20 protein-coding genes and 1 other annotated feature are annotated in these 23597 nt (G+C 48.0%); of the genes, 4 read left to right on the top strand and 16 right to left on the bottom strand.

The features are described 5' to 3' along the window. The first annotated feature begins 212 nt into the window (after window positions 1-212). Window positions 213-1349, top strand: a complete 1137-nt coding sequence (gene ald / locus BP97_RS0101015; protein ID WP_028547449.1) for an alanine dehydrogenase — start codon at window positions 213-215, stop codon at window positions 1347-1349. A gap of 30 nt (window positions 1350-1379) precedes the next feature. On the opposite strand, the gene BP97_RS0101010 is transcribed toward ald, so the two are convergent. Both BP97_RS0101010 and BP97_RS0101005 read right to left on the bottom strand, forming a co-directional pair. Further along, complete coding sequence (locus BP97_RS0101010) at window positions 1380-3239, bottom strand: arginine--tRNA ligase (protein ID WP_028547448.1); 1860 nt, start codon at window positions 3237-3239, stop codon at window positions 1380-1382. A 72-nt stretch (window positions 3240-3311) separates the two neighbouring features. Further along, window positions 3312-3527: a binding site (T-box leader), on the bottom strand. A 96-nt stretch (window positions 3528-3623) separates the two neighbouring features. Beyond that, window positions 3624-4169 (bottom strand): bifunctional transcriptional activator/DNA repair enzyme AdaA, encoded by a 546-nt coding sequence (locus tag BP97_RS0101005; RefSeq protein ID WP_028547447.1) that lies wholly within the window; start codon window positions 4167-4169, stop codon window positions 3624-3626. 143 nt (window positions 4170-4312) lie between these two features. Between BP97_RS0101005 and BP97_RS0101000 the strand changes: the two genes are divergently transcribed. Next, window positions 4313-5257, top strand: a complete 945-nt coding sequence (locus BP97_RS0101000; RefSeq protein ID WP_081823862.1) for a DNA-3-methyladenine glycosylase family protein — start codon at window positions 4313-4315, stop codon at window positions 5255-5257. Between the two features lie 56 nt (window positions 5258-5313). Here the strand turns inward: BP97_RS0101000 and BP97_RS0100995 are convergent, their stop codons facing one another. Then, on the bottom strand, window positions 5314-5508 hold the full coding sequence (locus BP97_RS0100995; protein ID WP_028547445.1) for a CDGSH iron-sulfur domain-containing protein: 195 nt from the start codon (window positions 5506-5508) through the stop codon (window positions 5314-5316). A 302-nt stretch (window positions 5509-5810) separates the two neighbouring features. On the opposite strand from BP97_RS0100995, the gene BP97_RS0100990 reads away from it, so the two are divergent. Beyond that, window positions 5811-6752: an aldo/keto reductase family protein gene (locus BP97_RS0100990; protein ID WP_028547444.1), complete on the top strand. Its 942-nt coding sequence runs from the start codon at window positions 5811-5813 to the stop codon at window positions 6750-6752. Window positions 6753-6828: 76 nt separating this feature from the next. On the opposite strand, the gene murC is transcribed toward BP97_RS0100990, so the two are convergent. The 3 genes from murC to BP97_RS34770 all read right to left on the bottom strand — a co-directional run bounded on the left by murC (window position 6829) and on the right by BP97_RS34770 (window position 12425). Next, entirely contained in the window at window positions 6829-8124 is a 1296-nt protein-coding gene (gene murC, locus BP97_RS0100985) for a UDP-N-acetylmuramate--L-alanine ligase (RefSeq protein ID WP_028547443.1), read from the bottom strand. Window positions 8125-8447: 323 nt separating this feature from the next. Next, window positions 8448-9791: an ArsB/NhaD family transporter gene (locus BP97_RS0100980; RefSeq protein ID WP_028547442.1), complete on the bottom strand. Its 1344-nt coding sequence runs from the start codon at window positions 9789-9791 to the stop codon at window positions 8448-8450. Between the two features lie 327 nt (window positions 9792-10118). After that, window positions 10119-12425 carry a glycoside hydrolase family 95 protein gene (locus BP97_RS34770; protein ID WP_036745302.1) on the bottom strand — a complete coding sequence of 769 codons (2307 nt, stop codon included), beginning with the start codon at window positions 12423-12425 and terminating at the stop codon, window positions 10119-10121. Between the two features lie 394 nt (window positions 12426-12819). Between BP97_RS34770 and serS the strand changes: the two genes are divergently transcribed. Further along, entirely contained in the window at window positions 12820-14130 is a 1311-nt protein-coding gene (gene serS, locus BP97_RS0100970; RefSeq protein WP_028547441.1) for a serine--tRNA ligase, read from the top strand. Window positions 14131-14257: 127 nt separating this feature from the next. On the opposite strand, the gene BP97_RS0100965 is transcribed toward serS, so the two are convergent. The 10 genes from BP97_RS0100965 to BP97_RS0100920 all read right to left on the bottom strand — a co-directional run bounded on the left by BP97_RS0100965 (window position 14258) and on the right by BP97_RS0100920 (window position 23389). Continuing rightward, window positions 14258-15298, bottom strand: coding sequence for a metal ABC transporter substrate-binding protein (locus BP97_RS0100965; RefSeq protein ID WP_028547440.1), 1041 nt, complete (start codon window positions 15296-15298; stop codon window positions 14258-14260). A gap of 23 nt (window positions 15299-15321) precedes the next feature. Then, a complete protein-coding gene (locus BP97_RS34765; RefSeq protein WP_064745643.1) occupies window positions 15322-16212 on the bottom strand; it encodes a metal ABC transporter permease in 891 nt (296 codons plus the stop codon). Next, entirely contained in the window at window positions 16158-16865 is a 708-nt protein-coding gene (locus tag BP97_RS0100955) for a metal ABC transporter ATP-binding protein (protein WP_028547439.1), read from the bottom strand. Before BP97_RS0100955 ends, BP97_RS34765 begins: the two co-directional genes overlap by 55 nt. A 247-nt stretch (window positions 16866-17112) precedes the next feature. Continuing rightward, on the bottom strand, window positions 17113-17586 hold the full coding sequence (locus BP97_RS0100950; protein ID WP_028547438.1) for a hypothetical protein: 474 nt from the start codon (window positions 17584-17586) through the stop codon (window positions 17113-17115). Between the two features lie 129 nt (window positions 17587-17715). Further along, window positions 17716-17919 (bottom strand): winged helix-turn-helix transcriptional regulator, encoded by a 204-nt coding sequence (locus BP97_RS0100945; RefSeq protein ID WP_028547437.1) that lies wholly within the window; start codon window positions 17917-17919, stop codon window positions 17716-17718. 212 nt (window positions 17920-18131) lie between these two features. Continuing rightward, on the bottom strand, window positions 18132-20363 hold the full coding sequence (locus BP97_RS0100940) for a heavy metal translocating P-type ATPase (RefSeq protein WP_028547436.1): 2232 nt from the start codon (window positions 20361-20363) through the stop codon (window positions 18132-18134). A 340-nt stretch (window positions 20364-20703) separates the two neighbouring features. Beyond that, window positions 20704-21144: a disulfide oxidoreductase gene (locus BP97_RS0100935; protein ID WP_036745301.1), complete on the bottom strand. Its 441-nt coding sequence runs from the start codon at window positions 21142-21144 to the stop codon at window positions 20704-20706. 8 nt (window positions 21145-21152) lie between these two features. Next, on the bottom strand, window positions 21153-21863 hold the full coding sequence (locus BP97_RS0100930; RefSeq protein ID WP_051620254.1) for a DsbA family protein: 711 nt from the start codon (window positions 21861-21863) through the stop codon (window positions 21153-21155). A gap of 239 nt (window positions 21864-22102) precedes the next feature. After that, on the bottom strand, window positions 22103-22972 hold the full coding sequence (locus BP97_RS0100925) for a M56 family metallopeptidase (RefSeq protein WP_036745300.1): 870 nt from the start codon (window positions 22970-22972) through the stop codon (window positions 22103-22105). Window positions 22973-22975: 3 nt separating this feature from the next. Continuing rightward, window positions 22976-23389, bottom strand: coding sequence for a BlaI/MecI/CopY family transcriptional regulator (locus BP97_RS0100920; protein WP_028547432.1), 414 nt, complete (start codon window positions 23387-23389; stop codon window positions 22976-22978). Between the last annotated feature and the right edge of the window lie 208 nt (window positions 23390-23597).

Here is a 23597-nt window from a genome sequence, read left to right as displayed (position 1 = left end):
CATCGTTTACCTATAGCTTAAGCATACGAAGAAAGCCTCATCGTTGGGGCTTTCTTTCGACCCTAACAACAAACAAAAACCAATATAAAACAATTAATAACATTTTATTTACGTGTATTTAATACTTAGTTTACAAATCCGTCTTATAGTTAAGACAGTGGTATGCATAACAAAGCTCAACACGAAATTCATAATCAGGAGAGTGGATTGATATGATAATCGGAGTACCTAAGGAATTAAAAAATAACGAGAACAGAGTCGGAGTAACACCAGCCGGCGTCATTTCCTATATCCAAAACGGTCATGAGGTGTGGGTCGAAAGCGGAGCCGGACTAGGAAGCGGATTTATGGATGAGGAGTATGCTTTACACGGAGCCAAAATCGTTGCTACCGCAAAGGAAGCATGGTCCGTAGATATGGTAGTGAAGGTGAAAGAACCGCTGAAGCAGGAATATGAATATTTCCAGAAAGGCTTGATTATTTACACCTATTTGCATCTTGCTCCGGAAAAGGAGCTAACCCAGGCGCTTATAGATAATAAAATCGTTGCTATTGCATATGAAACAATCCAATTGGATAATGGCTCTCTTCCTCTGCTAACGCCTATGAGCGAAGTAGCCGGACGCATTTCGATCCAAATCGGTGCCCATTTCCTTGAGAAGTCTCAAGGTGGTAAGGGAGTTCTGCTAGGAGGAGTTCCTGGTGTCTTACCCGCAGAGGTCGTTATTCTCGGCGGTGGGATTGTCGGCACCAATGCTGCCAAAATGGCAATCGGATTAGGTGCAAACGTGACGCTGCTGGATATTAATCCCGATCGGCTGCGGCACTTGGACGATCAGTTCCAAGGACGGCTAAGAACCTTAGTATCCTCCCCTTATTCCATCGCAGAGGCCGTCAGGCAAGCAGACCTGCTGATCGGAGCCGTACTCATCCCAGGAGCGCGTGCCCCCCGTCTTGTGACAGAGGAGATGGTAAAGACGATGCAAAAAGGTTCTGTTATCGTTGACGTTGCAATCGATCAAGGAGGGTCCATTGAGACGATTGACCGGATCACGACTCACAGTCAGCCAACTTATGAAAAGCACGGCGTTGTTCATTATGCAGTAGCGAACATGCCTGGCGCTGTAGCACGGACTTCGACCATCGCATTGACTAATGTGACCACACCGTACGGCGTGCTTATCGCTAATCATGGCTATAGACAAGCCTCTCTGCAGAAGAAAGAGCTGGCCAAAGGAATTAACGTGATAGACGGAAAAGTCACCTATAAAGCGGTCGCTCAGGCGCATGGCTGCGAATTCCATAGCATTGAGGATGTGTTGAACGATCAAGCTGTCCTTACGTTATAAGAAATGAATGGGGAGCCCGCTGGCTCCCCTTTACATTCTGCTCGGAGTCGGCAAGCCAAGCACTTGAAGAGCATCGCCCAATGTGTCTTTAAAGCGGGATACAAGCCAAATCCGGAAGTCTCTGCTCTCCTCCTCCGCTTTAAGAATGGCGCATGCCGCATAGAAATGATTGAATAAAGTAGCCATTTCATGCGCATAGCTGCAAATGATATTCGGAGCCAGCTCCTTGCTCGCCGTATACAGAGTCTCCTCCCAGTGAGACAGATGTCTTATCAAAGCATATTCCTGCTTTTCCATAGTCGGGAACGAAGATGGAGCCCCCGGAATTCTATTCAGCTCCTGCTCGGCTTTGCTCAACACACGGAAGGCACGGGCATAGGAGTACAATAAGTAAACACCGGTATTGCCGGATATTTCGGTTGCCTGCTGCAGATCGAAAACAACTTCCGTCTGGAGGTTGAAGCGGAGCAAATAATATCTGATGGCAGCGGCAGCAATATCCCTACTGGACAATCCCTCTTTATCTGAACGCTTGCTATCGATCACGTCCTCCATCAGACTTAGCAAGTCGCTTATTTTAATTCCGATGCCTTGACGGCCGGACATAGCATAAGACGATTTCCCGTCTGATGTGTCAATTTGCAGCTCAGCGGCAGCATTTGGACTAAGCGATACGACACCATAGCTTACGTGGCGCAGCTTTTCTGCTTGGCCCGTGAACCCCAACGCTTCAAGCGCCTGCTTTACCATGGCCTGCGGGTACTGCTGCCGATGATCAATGACATTGATTACCATCGCCGCCTGGCCGAAAGGCGCTACCGTTCCGGCAGTAGAGGTCGTCCACAGCTTATCTGCGAACGGCTTGTAGACGAAGCTTTTGTCAAGCAGTCCGAATTTCCAAAGATGATAAGCAATATCCTTAGCCGTATATGTTAAGATGCCATTAGAACGAACCAGAACTTTATCAATTTGATGCTCAGACTCTGTTTCTTCTGTGTCTTGAGTCTGCTTCAGTACCCAGCAACCGGCCAGCTTTCCTTCGGTTTCCTTATAGAAAAGCTGCGTTTGCTTCAACAGGTCAAAAGCAGATGACCAGAAGCCCTCCCTAACAATGCTGCTTTCCCAAACCAATAGGTCATACTCGATGCCGAATTGTTTCATTTCTTCCACATGCTCGCGAACAATCCGCTCCGCTACCAGCAGCCCCATCCAGGCGGTATTTGAATCCCCTTCCTCCAAAGCGTGCAGCACGTGAGTACGTTGTTCCAACAATAACGGATTTTTCTCATAGTCCTTGTTGATCTGAGAATAGACATCCCAGCAAAAATCGCCGAAGCGGGTATGGCTTTTATGAAGCTGCGTATTGTGCAGCCCGACGACCGTATCCGCCAATTGGTTGCCAAGATCATCAATATAATTGTGAACCTCGACTTCATATCCCACTCTCCTGAGCAGCTTCACCAGGGCATCCCCAATACATGAGTTCCTTAAATGTCCGATGTGGGCCGATTTGTTCGGATTGATCGAAGTATGCTCGATGACAACCTTCTCCCCGCTTACCTCCGGCAATGTGAATGATTTATTGGCCCATTGCTCCCAATCCAAAAAGAGGTTGATGAACCCGGGCGGTGCCACTTCTATTTTATAAATGAGATGGTCCATTAATCCGTCCTGCTCCAGCTTCTTGACCAACAGCTCTGCAATTTGCATCGGCGGTTTGCGCAGCACCTTAGCCAACTGCATCGCCACGTTAGTCGAATAATCCCCATGCTCCAATTGAGCTGGCTGCTCTAGCGTAAACCTGACCCCTTCCCCCCATGCTGTTCCCAGCTCGTCAAACAGGCCTTTTAACGACCTAACTAGACTTCCCATCATGAAATGACTCAGCATCCTCGCTATCCCTCCTCAGTGTACGTTGCCGTACTTTAAAAACAGCTGCAACAAAAAAAGCCCGCGTCTCAATTAAGAGACGAGGACTTTGTGCTCGCGGTACCACTCTTGTTGTTAAACCTGGGTTTAACCACCTTATAAGATAACGGTCTTCAGCCGGGCCTTCCTACTTACGGTTCAAAAGGCCATCTCGCGGGTCCGCTTCATTAATGACTTCGTACCGGCTTTCACCCCCCCGGCTCGCTGCAACTGAAATCGATTAACTACTGTCCCGATCATTGAAATTCGGATTTGAATTTTTTATTATTATACTCTAATTATTATCATTTGCAATACATACCTATACCTTATATACATTCTCGGTGTCACTGTTCGCCGTACCCTTTACTCATTTCCGAATGAATGCCGGAAATCTGAAGGCGACTTTCCCGTCTTTTTTTGAAATACCGTGGCAAAGTATGCTGCATTCGAGAAGCCCGCTTGTAAGGCGACTTCGGTTATAGGTAAATGGGATTCAGTCAGCAGCTTTTTGGCATCCTCCAAGCGCATTTGTTGAATATATTCGGCCGGAGTGACGCCTCGGATTCGTTTGAACGTCCGATGCATATGATACGGACTCCCGTGAAGCATATCAGCCAAGCGCATAAGAGAAAGCGGCTCATGATAATGCTGCTCTATCGTTTGAACAATGTGCTGTACCCAATCCTCATCAGGCAGCCTTTTACCATCCGGCTTGCATCGCTTGCACGGTCGAAACTGCTCAGCCAAGGCATGCTCGGCGCTATCGAATATTCTTACATGTTCCTTGTTAGGATTCCTTGATTTGCAAGAGGGTCTGCAAAAAATGCCGGTCGTTGCCACTCCATAAAAAAACTTCCCGTCATAGGACGCGTCATTGTTAATTATCGCCTGCCATATTTCGTTGTTCACGGGCGTTCACCTCACTGCCAGTATACCCTTGTTGCGCCCAAAACGTAATAGGTGCAGAATAGAAGAGCAAGATTCCAAAAGCCAGCAGCTGCTTGTTATGATAAAAAAGAAGAGAACGATGCTTTAATGAATAGGAGGGCGCCATGAACGCCGATCACATACAACTCCCGGGCGAGCATTGGACTGATCATGAAGATCATATCCTGATGACTCCGCCATCCGTATTCAGCTTTGAACATAATCTGGGATACCTTAAACGTTCGTCCAACGAATGTATGTTTCATGTCGACGGTAATGCGATATACAAACTGATCCCTGTCGAAAACAATCAAGTACTTGCACAAATAACCTCCACCGAAGATAATACCCTGAAAATCCGCTTTCTCGGTGAAGCCGACTTTCCAAGTCCATCGGAGCGTGCAGCAGCAGCGAGCTACGTGTGGGAATGGTTCGATCTTAGCACGCAGCTTGAGTCGTTCTATCAAATCGCCAAGCAGGATGCTCTGCTCAGCACCGTTGTAGAACAGTTTCACGGCCTCCGCATCCTCGGAATCCCCGACTTATTCGAGGCTCTTTGCTGGGGGATTCTCGGTCAGCAGATTAATCTCGCATTCGCCTATACATTAAAAAGAAGAGTCGTCGAAGCTTTCGGTCAATCCGTCACTTGGAACGGACAAGCCTTTTGGCTTTTTCCAACCCCCGAGACGATGGCAGCATTATCGGTTGCGGACCTGACCCCGCTTCAGCTGACCGGCAAAAAAGCCGAATATCTCATCGGAGTCGCCAAGCTGATTGCGGAGGGGCAGCTCTCCAAAGAAATGCTGCTCCAACTGCAAGATCCAAAAGCTATCGAGAAGCGGCTTGTGCAAATTCGCGGCATCGGACCTTGGACCGCCAATTATGTACTCATGCGGTGTTTAAAAGCGCCTTCCGCTTTTCCAATCGAGGACGTAGGCTTGCATAATGCCATAAAGCAGCTTTTAGACATGCAAGCCAAACCGTCCCTAGAAGAGCTTAAGCAGCTATCAGCCCCTTGGGGCGATTGGAAAGCCTATGCGACCTTTTATTTATGGAGAACAATTTACTAAGAACATATCTAAAAAAAAGACAGACACTAGCATGCCTGTCTTTTTCCCTTTCATGCCTACGCTCTTACTACACTTTCAAACTGCCCCTTATGGGCGCCGTTACAGAAAGGCTTGTTGCTGGACAGACCACATCGGCAAAGATAAGTCGCTTCTTTGGTAGTCAATGGATTTCCAGCACCATCCAGCAGCTGAATTTCCCCGTTAACGATCAAAGGACCGTTATCCGAAACCGTAATTTTTACATCCGACATCCTGACAGCTCCTTAATTCGAAATATTGTTACAATTTCTTTTATTATCTTTTTCAAATGAATTAAAACCTGATCTCTACAATCGCAATAGCGAAAATTCACTCATTCTTATCATAAATTCAGCAATAATCTCAATAATGGTGTGATTTTCAGTTTTTTTCCAAAATAGCAAGTAACCTATACGTAAGTCTAGTACCTTGGGGTAAGTTAATGAACTCTTTTTCAGCTCTTATCAAAACGATTGTTTATTTTTATAATGTCTAGGTAGCAAAGAAAAAGACCATGCTGGGAGGCGTTTTTACGATGCAATACAGAAGATTAGGCAACAGTGGACTTAAGGTCAGCGAAATCAGCTTAGGAAGCTGGCTAACCTATGGAGGATATGTTGCTGACGATAATGCCGTCCGTTCCATTGAGCAGGCTTATGATTTAGGCGTCAATTTCTTCGACACTGCGAACATGTACGAGCGCGGCGAAGCCGAAAAAGTAATGGGCAAAGCGTTGTCCCAATACCCTAGAGAATCCTATGTCCTGGCTACAAAGGTGTTCAACAAGATGGGTGAAGGCCCTAACGACCGCGGCCTGTCCCGCAAACATATTATGGAACAATGCGATGCAAGCTTGAAGCGTCTCGGCGCTGACTACATCGATATTTATTACTGCCATCGTTATGATAAAGAAACTCCATTGGAAGAGACGCTGCGTGCGCTAGACGATCTCGTATCCCAAGGGAAAGTGCTGTATATCGGCGTAAGCGAATGGACTCCAGCACAAATCGTGGAAGCATACGCTATCGCGGACAAGCTGCTGTTGGACAAAATCATCGTCAACCAACCGGTTTATAACATGTTCAATCGCTACATCGAGAAAGAAATCATTCCTATCGGTAAAGAAAAAGGATACGGTCAAGTCGTCTTCTCGCCATTGGCTCAAGGCCTGTTGACAGGTAAATACCGTCTTGGTCAACCAATCCCTCAAGATAGCCGTGCTGCAAGCAAAAACTGGGGTGAGAAGCAGCTGAACGAAACGAACCTCATTCGCGTGGGGAAAATTTCCAAAATTGCCGATGAGCTTGGCATTAAAGTTTCCCAGCTTGCGATTGCCTGGATTCTTCGCCAAAGCAATGTAGCGAGCGCACTTGTAGGTGCCAGCCGTCCTGAGCAGGTGGTTGAAAACTGCGCTGCAAGCGGAATTACATTGACAGATGATGTGCTGAATGCCATCGAAGATATTTTGAAAGCCTAATTAAGCGAAGAGTGCCCCGAGCCATTACCATGACTTGGGGCACCCTCTTTTTTATATCCCGCTAACTGCAAAAGCGTTACATTTTCTCCAACAATACCTGATACTTCTGGATATCTCCGGCCCCCATGAAAACCAATACGCTATTTTCATAGGAAGTTAGATCACCTACGGTATGCTCCGATATGAGCTGTGCATTAGGTATTTGTTCACGCAGCTGCTCAATGGATACGCTGCCTGCAGCCTCTCTTGCCGAACCGAAGATCGGGCATAAGAATACATCGTCCGCCCCTCTTAAAGATACGGCGAAATCCTCCATCAGCTTCTCGACCCGGCTGAATGTGTGAGGCTGGAACACTCCAACTACTTTTTTCTCCGGGTACTTGCTTCTAACCGCTTCCAAGGTAGCCGTAATTTCCGAAGGATGATGAGCATAATCATCGATCAGCACATTGCCTCTCCATTGTTTTTCCGTGAACCGCCGTTTTACTCCGGCAAAGCCCCTCATATGCTCGCGGATTTGCTCCAAATCAAGGTCAAGGCTCAGCCCCGTTCCGATTACTGCCAAAGCATTAAGAACGTTATGTTTGCCAAAAGCAGGAATCCAGAAGCGGCCAAGCTGCGTCCGATGCCAATGAACGGTAAAAGCGACTCCGCCGCCTTCTACAGCGAGTTCCGAGGCTCTTAACTCATTGTGCTCACCCAAGCCGTAAAGCAGCGTCTTCTTCGCAGTCTGCAGCTGACGAACCTGAGCATCGTCACCGCAGGCAACAAGCCGGCTGCCTACTAAGGAGGCCATCTCCTCAAATGCCGATCTAACGTCATGAATGTCTGCAAAATAATCCGGGTGATCGAAATCAATATTCGTAATTACAGCGATTTCCGGCTGATACGCCAGGAAATGCCTTCTATACTCACAGCTTTCGAATACAAAAAGATTAGCGTTCCGACTCCCTTTACCCGTACCGTCTCCGATTAAACTGCAGGTCGGACGAACCGATCCGAGTGCATGAGCCATCATCCCGGTCGTCGTCGTTTTGCCGTGTGAGCCGGTTATAGCAATACTTGTATAGCTCTTCATCCATTCTCCGAGAAAATGATGGTATCGGCGAATAGGATAGCCAGCCCGTCTACATCGGACAACCGCAGGGTGATCGTCCTGAAACGCATTGGATACAATTACCGTCAGCTCTGAAGCCGGCAGCGGCGCAGCCCCAAAAGCATACATCGGAATATGCCTTGATTCCAAAGCGGCCTGTGTAAAAATATAGTCTTCGATATCTTCGCCTTGAATACCATGCCCAAGATCATGCAGCATCTGCGCCAGTGCGCTCATACCGCTGCCCTTAATTCCGATAAAATGATAGTTCGCCATTGTTACCCCTCCGCAACAACTTAGTCACATGCCTACAGTATATGTAATATTTTTCATTGTGCGTTCGCCTAGATCATAATTATTTATGACTCTTTAAGCGACCACTACTTTTCCTTCCTGCTCCTGCTCTAATAAATCTTCTATCTGACCCATATCATTCGTAACTCCATACGCCTATCTGGCCGTATGCCCCTTCGGGAAATTCGAACCTCAAACGCATCATTTCCATTATACCCCAAAACGGTCCCCATTTAGAAACTAAATGCCCGGAAGGCTATTCCTCCTGATACAGGATAGCCTCCAGGCTCTTGTCGTGCTCATTCTTAAAAAAACCAACTAACCCAATAAGCTAAAACAACTAACGTGAACATCGTCGTTATGGGGATAACGACAGAAGTGACTTTTAAATATTGCCCCCACGTTATCGGAACTTTGCCCTTTTTTAAAATATGCATCCACATCAAGGTAGCCAATGTTCCAATTGGCAGAAGCAGCGACCCCACATCACTGCCAATAACACTGGCCAGATAAGAAATTTTTAGCGTTAGCGGGTCGAGGCCCATGTTGGTTAACGTCAATGTTCCCACCATCAAGGCAGGATGATTGTTGAACAGATTGGAGAGAATCGATACCAGAGCGCCCATCATCACACTGGCTTGGAGCAGACTGCCTGTAACTAGCGGCTGCAATAATTCAATAAGCCACTGAGTTAGTCCAATGTTGTTCAAGCCGTAGATGATGACATACATGCCAAAGGCGAATATGAATATATACCACGGCGTTTTTTTCAACATATCCGCTGGAGAAATGTTCAGACGATACCAGCGCCAGCCCAGTAAAATAACAGATCCAAGAATGGCCGCCAACGAAACAGGTACGTGGAAATAGGACGCTGCAAAAAGACTGACTCTAACACAAAAAACAAAGATCAAAATATTTCTCATAAATCGGTTGCGCTTCTCTACCGTCATCGGCTGATCGTCCCCCCGCAGCGGGTGACTGCCTTTGACGAGAGCAAATTTTCGCGTGCCTCCCGGCAATGTGCGCGGTAATACTTTATGAAATTCCAGATACAGCAACAAGACGAGCAGTACAAGTCCCAAAGTAGCGGGAACGAACATCATCGCCGTATGCATGTATAAATCCATATGAACGATTTTAAGAGCAATCAAATTGACAATGTTGCTTACTCCAATCGGTGCGCTGGAGGCCGTAGCTACCAAAGCCCCGGATAAAAGATAAGGTATTTTTTGATGATTTTTCAAGCCGAGATGCTGCAGCAGGAGCAGCAGGATCGGTGTCGTAATAAGAATGCTGCCGTCATTATTGACGAACAAAGTCATGAGAAAGCACAGCAGGTTTATATACCAAAAAAGCCGTATCCCTGAGCCCTTGGCCTTGTCCACCAGTTTTTCCGCTGCCCATTGAAAGAAACCGAAGCTTTCCAGCACAATTGCCATCACAATCGTTGCTATAATCGTAATTGCCGCTCCGCTTATCGTCTCCATTATTTTTCCCAAATCGGCTAATGTAACGCTACCGCTTAGAAGAACGAAAGCAGCACCAATGGAAGCCGGAATCGCTTCATTGACATGAGGCCTCCAAAATATAAACATAATCGTACAGAGAAAGGCAAGAATTGTGATCGGGACCATTAGCTCAACCATTCATATCACTCTCCTTTATGGATTGATGTTCCCGCTTCTATCAGCGGTAACCAATCTACTATTGCCGGTCCGCGATTAAAGCTGCCAAATCTAGCAATATAGGCAAACCTTCTTCATAGCCGTTCATCCCCTCGTATCAAATACCTTCCTTCAAAAATTCCTTTGATAGTTTATTAATACGTTTCCGGTAAATAACTCGTACTGCGCTCCAGCCTGTATTTCTATTAATTCCATTTCTATCAATCATTGATATTTGTCTTCTAATGGCACTTATAGAGTCATGAAAAAAAGACCAACCTATCTATCAGGTTGGTCTAGTGTCTCTTATTATGATAATACGCTTATGTCGTAGGCAGCGCCCTCTTGAGTCGGAAATTCAATAATCCCGGACGGCCCTTGCTGTATTACAACAGATTGTCCATTAAGTTGAATTTGTAACGGCAGATCAGATTGTAATCTGCAGATGCCGCCTTTCAGAGATACGATCCGAGCCTGCTTCAGATGCAGATGCTCCCATTGCATCGATACTTCGAAGCCGCCACGGGCACGAAGTCCTTCGACAACCCCTTGAGACCACGCGGCAGGCAGAGCCGGCAGCAATCGAATGGAGTCTTCATGCGACTGAATCAGCATTTCAGCTATACCGGCAACGGCGCCCAAGTTTCCGTCGATCTGGAAAATAAGCGGCGGGTGTAGATCGAGCAGGTTGTCAGCAGTGCTCACACGAAGGAGCTTCGTGAGCATCTCATTGGCTTGATCCCCTTCCGAGAAGCGTGCCCATAGACTAATAATCCATGCAAGGCTCCAGCCCGTACCGCCACCGCCGTATTTCAAGCGCCGCTCCAGAGCAACTCGTGCCGCTTGCGACCACCGCTCGTCACGCAGCAGCTGATGATCGGGGAAAATACCGAACAGATGAGATAAATGTCGATGCCCGGGATCATGTTCTTCATAATCCTCATCCCATTCCTGCAGCTGTCCGAAACGTCCGACCTTCGGTTCCGGCAGCAGGTCGCTCGCTTCCTTCCACTGCTGACGCAGGTCTTCGTCCACTTGGAGAATCCCGGCCGCTTCAATGCAGCGCTCGAACAATCCCTTGGCAATTTGAATGTCCATAGCCGGATCCATACATATTCTTCCTACTTCACCATTAGACAGTCGGAAAATATTTTCAGGTGATACGGTAGGTCCAATATGCAGGTTTCCATCGCTATCCTTCACGACGAAGTCCAGGATGAACAAGGCGGCTTCCTTCATCAAGGGATACCCGCGCTCTGCTAAAAATCCTTTATCCAGACTGAACGTGTAATGCTCCCACAAGTGGAAGCACAGCCATGCGGCACCCATCTGCCACAATCCCGCCCGGGCAAAATCGGTCGGCGCCGTATCTCCCCACAAATCCGTATTGTGATGGCACATAAATCCGCGCGCCCCATACTGGACACGGGCTGTCTCCTGACCGTTCGGGAGCATTCGGTCCAAATGATCGAACAATGGGAAATGAAGCTCCGTCATGTTGCATACTTCCGCAGGCCAATAATTCATTTGAATATTGATGTTAATCGTATATTTAGAATCCCAGGACGGAACGTAGCTATCATTCCATATCCCTTGCAGGTTAGCCGGAATGGTGCCCGGACGACTGCTTGCAATTAACAAGTAACGTCCGTAGTGAAAGTAGAGCTCCGTTAGTCCCGTATCCTCTTCCCCATTCTTCATACGAGCCAACCGTTCATCCGTTGGAAGCTTGGTCAGCTCTTCATGAGCTTCGTCAGCAAGGGACAGCTTCAGCCGATCGAACCATGGACGGTATTCCGCGATGTGCCGTTCACGCAGCAATGCGTATGGAATGGCCGCTGCCTGCTGCAGCTCCTCATTGCATCGTTCGCGATACTGCTCAAATCGGAAATCCGTCGACACTGTCAGCACCAAAGTGACGGCATCAGCACCTTCAACATAAATATGATCGCCTAATGTGCGACTGCTTCCGCCTTCTAGTACGGCCTTCAATCGAACGTGGAACTTCGTTCCCCATGCCCCACACTGCCCGTCCAAGCAGACCGTGTCTGCTCCAGACGTTTCTGTAACCGCATCAAACTTGCGGAACAGATTAGCACCGAAGCGAAGTCGACTCGGACGGTCTGCCGTCAATCGAACCACTAAAGCCTGATCCGCTGCACTGGCAAAAATTTCTCTTGTATAGACGGTATCTTCTATTCGATAGCTGACCTTGGCAATCCCGGTTTCCAAATCAAGCTCCCTGCGGTATTCCTCTGTTATGCTTTCCTTTTGTCCTGGAAAAAACAAATTAAGCTCGCCTAATGTTTGGTAAGGCGGCTGACGGCGAGATACTCCCATCATGCCCATATCAGCGATATCGTGCGCCTCTTCCACTTTACCTTCAGCAAGTAACCGGCGTATCTCATCGATCGTTTGCAGCGAGTCCGGATTGTTGCGGTCAGCTGGCCCTCTAGTCCATACAGTATCCTCGTTAAGCTGGATCACTTCACGGTTGATTTCTCCATGTACCATTGCGCCTATGCGGCCGCTGCCCAGCGGAAGCGCCTGCAGCCATTTTTTGGCTGGCTTGCGATACCACAGCTTTGTTTCCTGTTTTAGCTCATTGAATTGCACAATGGATCCCTCCGAAATCACTAATGTATTAATGAAAGTACAACTTATCCTATTGTAATTGGGGGGAGCGGAACGATCCATGAACAAAACACACTTCAATTTAGACAATATTCACGTTTTCATCTTTCACTTGATTACTTCCTAACAAATAAGCTATACTAGTAAAAATTAAATCGTGTCTATTATGCCTATGAAGAGAATCCAACTCGGAGGCGTTTTCGTCAAGGGGCTCCTGCTCCCTAAGCTAACCGGACCCGCCCGTTACCGCGGAACCAAAGAGGATCGAACAACCTTGTTTGTTCGGTCAAGTTGGGTGGCACCGCGAGCTGAGCGCTCCTCGTCCCATACGGATGAGGGCGCTTTTTGTATTTTTTACGAAAAGGAGCGCGGTACTATGCTGGACATCAAATGGATCCGAGAGAACGGAGAACGACTGCAAACGATTGCCGATCAAAAAGGAATGGAGGTATCCATCAACGAGCTGCTGGAGTGGGATGGGCAGAAACGCAGTCTGCTGCAGCAAATCGAGCCCCTCAGGCAAGCCAGAAATAAAATGTCGCAAGACATTAACCTTCTCATGCAAACAGGAAATATGGAGAAAGCCGATCAATGTAAACAGACTGTCAAGGAATTGAACGGAGAGCTTGCTCGGCTGGAGGCAGAGCTTGCTGGAGCCGAACAAGCATTTAAAAAGCTGATGCTTCGGGTTCCTAATATCGTATCCCCCGATACACCGGTGGGCCGTTCCGATGCGGACAATGTGGAAATCCGTCGTGTCGGCTTTCCCATCCGCTTTGATTTTGTGCCGAGAGACCATGTTGCGCTTGGAGAACTGCACAATATGATCGACATTCCCCGGGGCGTGAAAACAGCAGGAAGCCGGAACTACTACTTGAAGGGTGCAGGGGTTATGCTGCATCGCGCAGTGCAACAGCTCGCTCTGGATCTTCTTATGCACAAAGGCTTCCTTCCATTAGAGGTACCGCTTATGGCTAGAGCAGAAGCATTGACCGGGACCGGTTTCTTCCCTCTCGGAGAGGACCAGGTATATGCCGTACCTGAGGAAGAAAGATGGCTTGTCGGAACATCCGAGGTGCCGCTGGTGTCATATTACAGCAATGAAACCGTTGATGTTACGGAGCCGATTAAGCTAGCCGCAGCCTCCACCTGCTTCCGCAACGAAGTAGGCTCCGCCAGCAAGGATGTGCACGGCTTATACCGTGTACATCAATTCTCCAAAGTCGAGCAGGTTATCCTATGCGAAGCAAGCCTTGACCGTTCGGAGGAGCTCCTCCGGGAGATCACGGGCAATGCGGAGGAGCTGCTGCAGCTGTTGAAGCTGCCCTATCGGGTCATGTCCGTCTGTACGGGCGACATGTCGCAGAAAACCTACAAGCAATTTGACATCGAGAGCTGGATGCCAAGCCGAGATAGCTATGGCGAGACACACTCTTCATCGAGCTTGCTCGATTTCCAGGCGCGTCGCTCGAATATCCGATATCGTGACGCTCAAGGAAAGCCTCATTACTGCTATACCTTGAATAATACGGCAGTAGCATCGCCACGAATTCTGATTCCGCTGCTTGAGAATCACCAGGAGGAAGACGGCTCGATCTGGATTCCTCCCGCTCTACGGCCCTACATGAACGGTATGGAGCGGCTCGTTCCTCCTGGCGGTCCCGTTCATAATGCATTATCGGTATAAGCTTGGCTGACGAAGCCAACCTGACGCCTTTCTAGTTTTGATAGGCAGTATAATTCAAAAGATCGATGCTTCTCCCCTCGCCTATGAGAGAAGAAACATCGATCTTTTTTAGATCATTTACAATTAACTATTCACTCAACGTGGCCATTAGAGCCGCCAGATTATTGCTCATGATACCGATGTAATCCAAATTTTTGGCTTTATCCTCATCGGTCAGCCCTTCAATCGGATTCAGCACAGCCGTCTTCGCACCAAGCTCCTTGGCTACGGTCTCGGCTACCTTCGGATTAACCAGCGTCTCGAAAAAAATCGTCTTTACCTGCTTCTCCTTGGCGAACTTGATAATATCCGCCATTTTACTCGGTGTCGGCTCCTGCTCCGGCGAAAGCCCTGCAATAGGTACTTGAGTCAAGCCGTAGCGCTTGGCCATGTAGCCAAAGGCTGCGTGCTGCGTAACGAACTCTTTGCGTTTGACGGATGCCAGTCCGTCTTTGAAAGACTTGTCCAGCTCCTGCAGCTTGGCAATATACGCCGCAGCGTTAGTCTTGTAAGCCTCTTTATTGGCAGGGTCAGCCAGCTCCAGCGCAGCCTGTATGGACTCAACCTCTTTTTGCGCCAGCACTGGATCAAGCCATACATGAGGATCGGCAGGGGCTTGCTCGTTCCCGCCGCTATGCTTATCGCCGGCTTCCTTGCCATGATCATGGTCATGATCGTCTTCATCGTGCTCCATTCCCTCTATTAATTCCATATTTTTGCTGGCTTCGACTACCGTGGTTTTTTCCTTATTAAAGCTGCTTAATACTTTATCTGCCCAGCTCTCCAAGCCTGCACCATTATAGACGAACACGCGGGCCTCTTGTATCATCTTCATGTCTTGAGCCGTCGGCTCCCAATCGTGAGGCTCTACGCCCCCTGGAATCAGGTTAACGACCTCCGCTTTGTCTCCTGCTACATGACGAGTAAACTCATACAGCGGATAAAAGCTCGTCACCACCTTCAACTTCGGTTGCTGTAAAGACACTTCCTTCCCAGGCAAGCTAGACTCCGTACTCGGCTTTAAGTCTGTTTTAGGAGCCGCCGCTTGCTCGGCCGCACCGCACCCCGCTGTTATCATCCCAGTCACGAGCACCAAGCTTAGTAATTTAGTAAGAAATAATGATTTCATTTTCATCCTCCTTTGATTTGTCCTCATAGAGTTCCCTGAGTAATTATCCTCTTCTCTTCCTCTGGCTTTTGCTCCACTCCTTGCGGATGCTTTTTATTGCGAAGCTTTCCTATGTACAGCCAGACTCTTTTTAGCAATAGTCCACTTATCAAAAACAGCAGCAGCGCGAGCGCAATCGTCCCGCCCGGCGGTGTGCTCAGCTTGTAAGACGCAGTGAGGCCGGCGCTAACCCCCGTAAGCCCAATGAGGATCGACACCCCGATCGAAGCCGCAAAGCTCGGTGCGATTCGAATCGCTAATGCGGCAGGCAATATAACTAACGAAGACACCAGTAATACACCAACTATCGGCATCGCTACGGCTACCGCCATACCTGACACAACACTAAATGAAAAGGAGATCAGTTTTACCCGCACGCCGCTCGTTTCCGCTGTTTCCTCATCGAAGGTCAGGACATACAGGGGTCTGCGCAGCAAGAAGAAATATAAGCTTCCAGCCGCCGCTACCCCTAACATCAACCAAAGCTCAACAGTATTCACAGCTAGTATGGAACCGAACAAATAAGCGTTCATGCTTTTGCTAAGACCTTGGTTCATATTCATGGTAACTACCGCAAAGCCCAATCCGCCTATCATAATAATGGCGATAGATATTTCACTGAAAGCTCTAAATGATCTTCGAACATACTCAACACCGCATGCACCGATCACAGCAGCAGCAAAAGCCGTCATCACCGGATTCAAATGGAGCAGTCCACCTATAGCGACACCGGCCAAGGAAACGTGGGATAACGTATCGGCCATCAATGCCTGCCGGCGAAGCATCAAATAGACACCTAGCACAGACGCAAGAACGGACACTATGCCACCGGCCAAAAATGCCCGCTGCATGAACTCGTAGTGCAGCATTTCCAATCCCCTCCCTCCTTGCGCTTCAATTCGATAACGCGATCGATTCTAGGCAGTACTTCCTCTAATCCGTGAGTGACCATAACGATGGATCTTCCGCTATCCTTCACCTCTCGATGCATCAGCTCATAAAAGGCCTGTCGGCTCTCGGTATCCATGCCGGTTGTCGGTTCATCAAGGATAAATAGATCCGGCTCCTGCACCAAAGCCCTTGCCACCCCCATGCGCTGCTTTTGCCCCCCTGACAGCTCTCCGATTCTCGCATCCCGTTGATTCCACAGTCCAACCTGTCTCAGCGCTTGCTCTACCATGTGGTGATCTTGTTCGTTGAACCGCTCGTACCAACGCTTTCTGCTCCACCTACCTGAGCGGACCCATTCGACCACTTTACTGGGAAAGCCGCTGTTAAAAGAAGCCATCTGCTGCGGTACATATCCAATAACGAGCTTTTCACCTTGAACACCAAGCCTTCTCCGTTCAACCTGACCGCTCCATGGCTTAACCAAGCCGAGCATAAGCTTCAACAGCGTTGTTTTCGCCGCTCCGTTCGGACCGATAACAGCCACAAATTCTCCAGTTGTTATGTTGAGATTGACGTTGTCCAGACAAGGATATTCCGAGTATCCAAAGACGACTTGCTTCATTGATGCCAGTTCCATTCCCTAGCAGACCCTCCTCTCAGCCCCAAAACGAATACAAGGTTATATTCGTAATTATTACTAATAACATCGTTTATAATAAATGAAACTCGCCTAAATGTAAATAGTATTTTTTACGTTTAAACAAAGTGTTGATTCCTTTTCTCCCCAAACAAAAAACAGCCCTGGGGTACATAAAAAGCCCCGGACTGCTGTCATTGCTTTATAAAAATAAACTAATTGATTAAGTCCAATAACCACATTTCCCTTAAAACGAGTCGCTGCCACAGGCAGCTATGTTCCATTCAGAAAGCTCGGGAATCGATCCCCGCTTAACGCCTGAAGGCGTAATGGCGCAGATTTGACCCGGCTTATAATCCGTTCCCGTGGTCACAATGGCCGTTACATTCAGCGGCGCCCCTTTTACTTCAAAAGTCAGTTCTGCCTTTCCCGTACAGACGCATCCGTCGTCATAATTGGAGGAAATGTTATCGAAGGACAGAAGCCGAAACCCTTGGTTTTCATCCAGCTTTCGAATTTTATCAATATCTAAGGAATTTCCGTATAGATTTGCAGCCTTTTCATAATCTTGCGATTGGAGAGCATTCAAGAAAGCGCTCGTATTGCTTGTCAAATCGTGTTTATATTTTGCAATTATGCCATGGTATACAAGAAGAATAACAAGACAAGCCAGAAGACCTGCCAAAAGTATAGCAGCACCTAATTGCCATACAATTTTCAATGTATCCCTCCGCTCTTTCTTGATCTTTTAACTAATATAACCATTCCATTCAGTTTATGGATAAATTACGTGTACAAGTATAGAAAGTTTCTTTTCGATACAAAAAAACCGGCATCTCTCAAGAAGAGATTACCGGCCGACGAGCTCGTTAACTTGCTTTAATGAAAGTCCCATTTCTCTTGCAAGATCTATCGCGGAGGCGCGGGGATTCGCTTGAAGGAACCTTTTAACCTGATAGCTTTGTTCGAGATGATGTTTAAAGCAATCAGCGCATAACACCTTCTCGCTTTGCATATGAAGCTTGCCGCAGCCGCGGCAGTTAGATAGATTCATGAACAAGCCCCCGTCACTCGATTCATATCGCTGTCGAAATCTGTAAATTACTGATGCTACACTCATTCGTAAGCGACTCGACCTTTAAGGGGGTATCTTTGGAAGGTATATTTAATAAAGTGTGGAATGACGCAATCTTATAATTAAATGGTACAAAAGGAGCCTTCAGCCACGGATAGGCTCCTTTCCTTTTTCCACTCGTTACTCGTGATTCAAGCCTTCTGCAAGCGCAGCGCATTGCAAATGACAGTGACCGAGCTGAAAGCCATCGCTGTGCAGGCGACCCAAGGCGCCAAATAACCGGTTACCGCAAAAGGTATCGCCAGTGCATTGTAAAATAACGAGAACACGAGATTTTGCCGAATGATCTGCATCGTCCGACGGCTGATCCCGATGGCACGCACCATGCCTTTCAAATCACCCTTCAAGAGCACGATATCCGCTGCCGCTTTGGCAATGTCCGTCCCTCTAGAAACGGCAATGCCAGTGTCCGCGGCTGCCAAAGCAGGGGCATCGTTGATGCCGTCACCGACCATAGCAACCTTTTTCCCCTGCCGCTTCAACTCATGAACTAGAGTCGCCTTATGCTCAGGCAGCATTTCTGAGTAAACCTCGCGAATGCCAACTTGCTTGGCTATAGCCTGAGCTGTTCGGGGATGATCGCCGGTTACCATAATGACACTTGCGCCCATCGCTTTTAGCTGCTGGACCGCTTGGCGGGAGGAAGGCTTAATTTGATCGCTCAATGCTACTGCACCAGCCCACTCTCCATCCACCGCCGCATACACAACATTGCTTCCCTGCTGCTCCCAACGCTCCATTCGGGCGGATTGCGGAATCGGACCGATTCCATGCTCCTGAAGCCAATGCCGGTTCCCGGCAATGATCGTCTGTCCCTCCACCACTGCGCGTATGCCGCTCCCTGCCGAAGCTTCAAACCGTTCACATAAAGGCAATGCCTCTTTACTTTGTCCTGCTTGAGACTCCACGATAGCCCGGGCTAACGGATGCTCAGAATGCTGCTCTGCGGCCGCAAGCAGCCGCATCAACGATTCGCCTGATCTTTTTACAGCCATCACATCATGCACATGCGGCTTGCCCATTGTAATCGTGCCCGTTTTGTCCAGCAGAATGACTTGTGTGTCGGGGAGCATCTCCAAGTGCTTACCCTCTTTAAAAAGGATGCCTAGCTGGGCAGCCCTTCCCGATCCGACCAGAATAGAGGTCGGTGTCGCCAAGCCTAGTGCACAGGGGCATGCTATAAGCAGAACTGCTATCGCTTTCTCCAACGCGCCACCCGTCACTCCCGGCTCAACGACGAGATACCATGCAGCGAACGTCAACGCCGACAAAGCGATAATAATAGGGACAAAGATGCCCGAGATCTTATCCGCCATACGCTGAATCGGCGCTTTGGAGTTTTGCGCCTCTTCCATCAGCTGAATCATTTTGGCGAGCGTCGTCTCATTGCCTACCTCGGTCGCTTTTATTTTCAGCATCCCGTTATGATTCAACGTCCCGCTAATTACTCGGTCTCCAGCTCGTTTGTCAACCGGAATGCTTTCGCCACTGATCATCGATTCATCAATCGATGCATAGCCTTCTAAGATGGTACCGTCGACCGCAATCTTTTCTCCGGGCCGGACAAGCACCAACTCTCCTACCGATACCTCCTCCAAAGAAACGCGCTGCTCCTTGTTATCTCTCAGTACCTGAGCCGTTTCCGGTCGGAGCTGGTGAAGCTGGTGCAAGCTTTTCAACGTACGCCGCTTGGATATAGCCTCCAGCCATTTACCGAACCAGACGATAGTCATGATCATTACGCTTGCGTCGAAATATAAGGAGCCGTGATGAGCTGAGCCTGTGGCATGGCCCGAAAAGGAATGAAACATCAAATAATGACTGTAAAAATAAGCCGCCGACGTCCCCATCACGATGAGTACATCCATGTTGGCTCCGCCGTTTTTGATCGCGTGGAAGGCCCTAATATAAAAAGGCAGGCCAATCCCGAATTGGACCGGTGTCGCAAGCGCCAGCTGGAACCATGGATTGAGTAGGAGCTCCGGCACCCACAAAGAGGAAGTCCAAGAATGGTGACCTGCCATCGCCCACAGAAATGGTACCATGAACATAAAAGAAATAAGCAGAACCGTCCCTGTCCTGGCAATTTCAAACGGATCGGTACGACTTCGATTCTCCTCCGCCGTATTATGCTCCTTGGCTGAGTAGCCAAGCTGCTTGATCTTGTCCTCAATATGACGAATCGTAATCATGCCCGGTGCAAACGACATGGACGCCCGCTGAAGCGCCAAGTTCACTTGAATGTGCTCGACTCCATTCATTTTGCCTATTACTTTCTCAATGCGAACGGCGCAGGCTGCGCACGTCATTCCTGATATATTCAACACAACCTGTCGGACTGCCGTAGGAGAGGTCATACTCATTCGATTCACTCCACCTTTTATAAGGATGCTCGCTTGTACAGTACCAATATATGGACTGGCTGAAGCAATCATGCCTCCACGCAAAAAAGAGACCGCATAAGCGGCCTCGGATGGTCGAGAAACATGCAACCCTTGAAATTTTGCTAATATTCCCCGGTGAGGTACGTCCCTCCAGCCGCTGTTGTTATCGGGAAATTTTCAACTCATTCGCCTTATAGCGGTGATTTCCAATAACAAAGGTGGGCGCTATCCATACCACACCTACCCATATAGCAAATCTCTTGATGCACAAGTTTCTATACAACCAAAGATCGCAAGCAGTCTCTTTTTCTTATTACTATTAGTCTAGCTCTTCCTCAGACTCTCCACCATTCTCTCTCCCCAGCCACAAAAAGCAAGTGATCAGGATAAAAGCAATCAGCGCAAGCAAAGGAATCGTAATGAAGCCGAGCCAATTGATATAATCCTCGTTACACGGAACGCCTACCGTGCAGGGCAGCAGCTTGGCAAGTCCCGGAATTTTCTGCTCGGAATAATGATATAAGGAAATCATACCCCCAACGATGCTCAGCGGCAAAATATAAGGGATCAGTCTACGGTCGTTTTTATAGCAAGCCATGCCTAGCAGGATGACGAGAGGGTACATGAAGATGCGCTGAAACCAGCACAGCTTGCAGGGCTCATAGCGCAATACCTCGCTAAAAAAGAGGCTGCCGCCTACCGCGACCAAAGAGACGGCCCAAGCCATATAAAGTCCATATCGTTTACTGAAGGATCGCATAGTGGCTGTTATTCACCCTTTTGAGCTTTTTCAATAGCGGCCTTAAGTTTATTGTAGTCATACACGTCTTCGAACTTTTTCCCGTTAATGAATAAGGTCGGCGTGCTGTACACTTGATTGCTGCGCGCAAATGTATTGTGTGCGTCGACTTCCTTCTTGTACGTTTTGTTCGCGATATCCTGCTGAAGCTTATCATAATCGATTTGAAGATTTTCCTTACGTGCCAGATTCGTTATAAAATCGGATGTCGCCCATATTTTCTTCTCGTCGCCCTGGTTTTTATATATCGCGTCGTAATACTTCCAGTAGGCATCGTTATTTTGGTGGAAAATGGCCTGTCCTGCGAGAGCGGACGTCAATGAATCGGCTTCCGGGCTAATGATCGTATAGTTCATAAAATGAAGTGAGGCAATGCCTGTGTCGATATAATCTTTTTTCAGCTTAGGTTCGATCTGCTGACTGAACACTTGGCAGGACGGGCATTTATAATCGCCCAGCTCTACGATTTTGACAGGTGCATCAGGGCTGCCGAGCGTCGGCATCGTTTCATAAGGCATTTGCACAGGAGCCGGCTTAGGCAGCGCTACGATAATAATGGCAATGATAGCAATGACACAAATGGCCGTAATCCACATGATCATTCGCATCCGTTTTTTCTCTTGTATTTTTTCTTGCTTGCGTAGTTCCTTATAAACGGATTTTTTAGTTGTTTGCTTCAATGAGATCTCTTCTTTCTTTCCGTAGTCATCGGCTTTATAACAGCCTAAGTATTCCCATTATGTTTCTATTTGTTGCAGTATCAAGTACTACAAGATGTAGTGTTGACCCTAGTGAGACGCCTCACGGCGACTTGAAGTGACCATTTTGTTGGTGATGCTGGATGACTGTTGCAGCCGGCCATACAAGATGGTGCTATCGAAGCTATGTATCTTGCTGTTAGCGGAAGCAGGACAGACGTCTAATGCATAACCAACACAAACATCGAACATAAAACAAAAAGCACCTGCAGTGAAATCATCGCCGGGGTAAACGGCCAATTCAAAGGAAAATCGGCTTGCGGCTCAAGCAGCTGGCGAATCCGCAAATTAATCGAAGTGTCGCTAAAGGAAACGTGCGAAACCGGCATAGGCGCTGGCGCTTTTCCTTTGAGCAGCTTTAACAGAGCGCTGCCCAGGTGGATGGAGCTCCCTGACTTATCAATTGCATAATTGTCGGCCAGCACCTCTCTCACGATCTTATAATTGTGATGAAACGATTTTAAGATCGGAATATACCACATGACGGAGGCGAGGAGCGACATCAGGAAGGTTTTCAGCGGGTCTCCATGCTTGCGGTGAAACATCTCATGATGGACAACGGCTTCCAGCTCATTCGAGTCCAGTAAATCCTTCAGCCCAGTGGATAATACAATCCTCGGCTTGAAGAAGCCCATCGCGAAAGCCAATGGAGCGGCATTATCAATGACGATGATCGTCTGCTCCCCTGGACTCGTACCGGCAAACCTCTGGTTGATCTCTCTCGTAAGCAATTCATGACGGCGGGCCAGCAGCTTATTATTAAACATTCTGGATAAATAGAGCTGTTTCGCCGCTATCCAGACAGACATGAAAAACGTATAGAACACGATCGCATTCAAAACATAACCTACCCACTGAATACCAAGAGACTTCATAACCGTATGGCATAACTGAATGACGTTATACCTGATCTCCCAGCCGGCCAATGTGTGCATAATGTACATGCCCATTTGGACAAGCATCAAGCCCGCCAACAGCATCCCCGATATAAAAATCAACCTGGATCGATTTTCCCACCGATTTTCCCACATGGATTACGTTTCCTTTTTCAGCTGCTTTATTTTTTGTTCCAACTTCTCCATCAATACCGGATCGGCTTCATCTAAAGCATCCAGCATGTGATTGACGACCAGCGGCCCAAATTCTTCAATAAGCTCATGGGTAAGCTCCTTGGACTGCGTATCGATGAACTGCTCCTTGGAGAGTACCGGACGGTACAAGAACGATCTGCCTTCCATCCGCTTTTGCAAAATCCCTTTCTCCACCAGTCGGTTCATCACCGTCATTACGGTATTGAAGTTAACCGCCTTCTCCTGCTCCAGCCTTTGCTGAACTTCTTTAATGGCCTTCTCAGGTCCTTCCCACAAGACATCCATTATCTTCGCTTCGAGGGTTCCGAAGAAACGATTCAAACCGCTTTCGTTCGTTTTAAAATGATGAATTTTCAATTGCCACACCTCTCACTACAAATTGTAGTGACAATATTTTTAAATGTCAAGCAATCCCCCGGTTTAGGCCACTGTATTAACATTTTGTAAATGGCTGTGTTGAGCCTTATGATGTATATACTTGGAACTGTGCTTATGCTATACTGTGGTCGAATCACGAACAATATGAGGAATACGGGTGGAGACGATGAGAATACCCTGATCCTAC

The organism is Paenibacillus sp. UNC451MF (genome assembly GCF_000686845.1).
Lineage (GTDB): Bacteria > Bacillota > Bacilli > Paenibacillales > NBRC-103111 > Paenibacillus_S.
The sequence above is the reverse complement of the archived record's forward strand: the minus strand, read 5'-3'. Positions and strand labels throughout refer to the sequence as shown.

What these genes read in the sequence shown, in the direction of transcription:
- ald (WP_028547449.1), top strand. Translation starts at nt 213, where the DNA reads ATGATAATCGGAGTACCTAAGGAATTAAAAAATAACGAGAACAGAGTC.
- BP97_RS0101010 (WP_028547448.1), bottom strand. Translation starts at nt 3,239, where the DNA reads ATGCTGAGTCATTTCATGATGGGAAGTCTAGTTAGGTCGTTAAAAGGC.
- BP97_RS0101000 (WP_081823862.1), top strand. Translation starts at nt 4,313, where the DNA reads ATGAACGCCGATCACATACAACTCCCGGGCGAGCATTGGACTGATCAT.
- BP97_RS0100995 (WP_028547445.1), bottom strand. Translation starts at nt 5,508, where the DNA reads ATGTCGGATGTAAAAATTACGGTTTCGGATAACGGTCCTTTGATCGTT.
- BP97_RS0100990 (WP_028547444.1), top strand. Translation starts at nt 5,811, where the DNA reads ATGCAATACAGAAGATTAGGCAACAGTGGACTTAAGGTCAGCGAAATC.
- murC (WP_028547443.1), bottom strand. Translation starts at nt 8,124, where the DNA reads ATGGCGAACTATCATTTTATCGGAATTAAGGGCAGCGGTATGAGCGCA.
- BP97_RS0100980 (WP_028547442.1), bottom strand. Translation starts at nt 9,791, where the DNA reads ATGGTTGAGCTAATGGTCCCGATCACAATTCTTGCCTTTCTCTGTACG.
- serS (WP_028547441.1), top strand. Translation starts at nt 12,820, where the DNA reads ATGCTGGACATCAAATGGATCCGAGAGAACGGAGAACGACTGCAAACG.
- BP97_RS0100965 (WP_028547440.1), bottom strand. Translation starts at nt 15,298, where the DNA reads ATGAAATCATTATTTCTTACTAAATTACTAAGCTTGGTGCTCGTGACT.
- BP97_RS0100955 (WP_028547439.1), bottom strand. Translation starts at nt 16,865, where the DNA reads ATGGAACTGGCATCAATGAAGCAAGTCGTCTTTGGATACTCGGAATAT.
- BP97_RS0100945 (WP_028547437.1), bottom strand. Translation starts at nt 17,919, where the DNA reads ATGAATCTATCTAACTGCCGCGGCTGCGGCAAGCTTCATATGCAAAGC.
- BP97_RS0100940 (WP_028547436.1), bottom strand. Translation starts at nt 20,363, where the DNA reads ATGAGTATGACCTCTCCTACGGCAGTCCGACAGGTTGTGTTGAATATA.
- BP97_RS0100935 (WP_036745301.1), bottom strand. Translation starts at nt 21,144, where the DNA reads ATGCGATCCTTCAGTAAACGATATGGACTTTATATGGCTTGGGCCGTC.
- BP97_RS0100925 (WP_036745300.1), bottom strand. Translation starts at nt 22,972, where the DNA reads ATGTGGGAAAATCGGTGGGAAAATCGATCCAGGTTGATTTTTATATCG.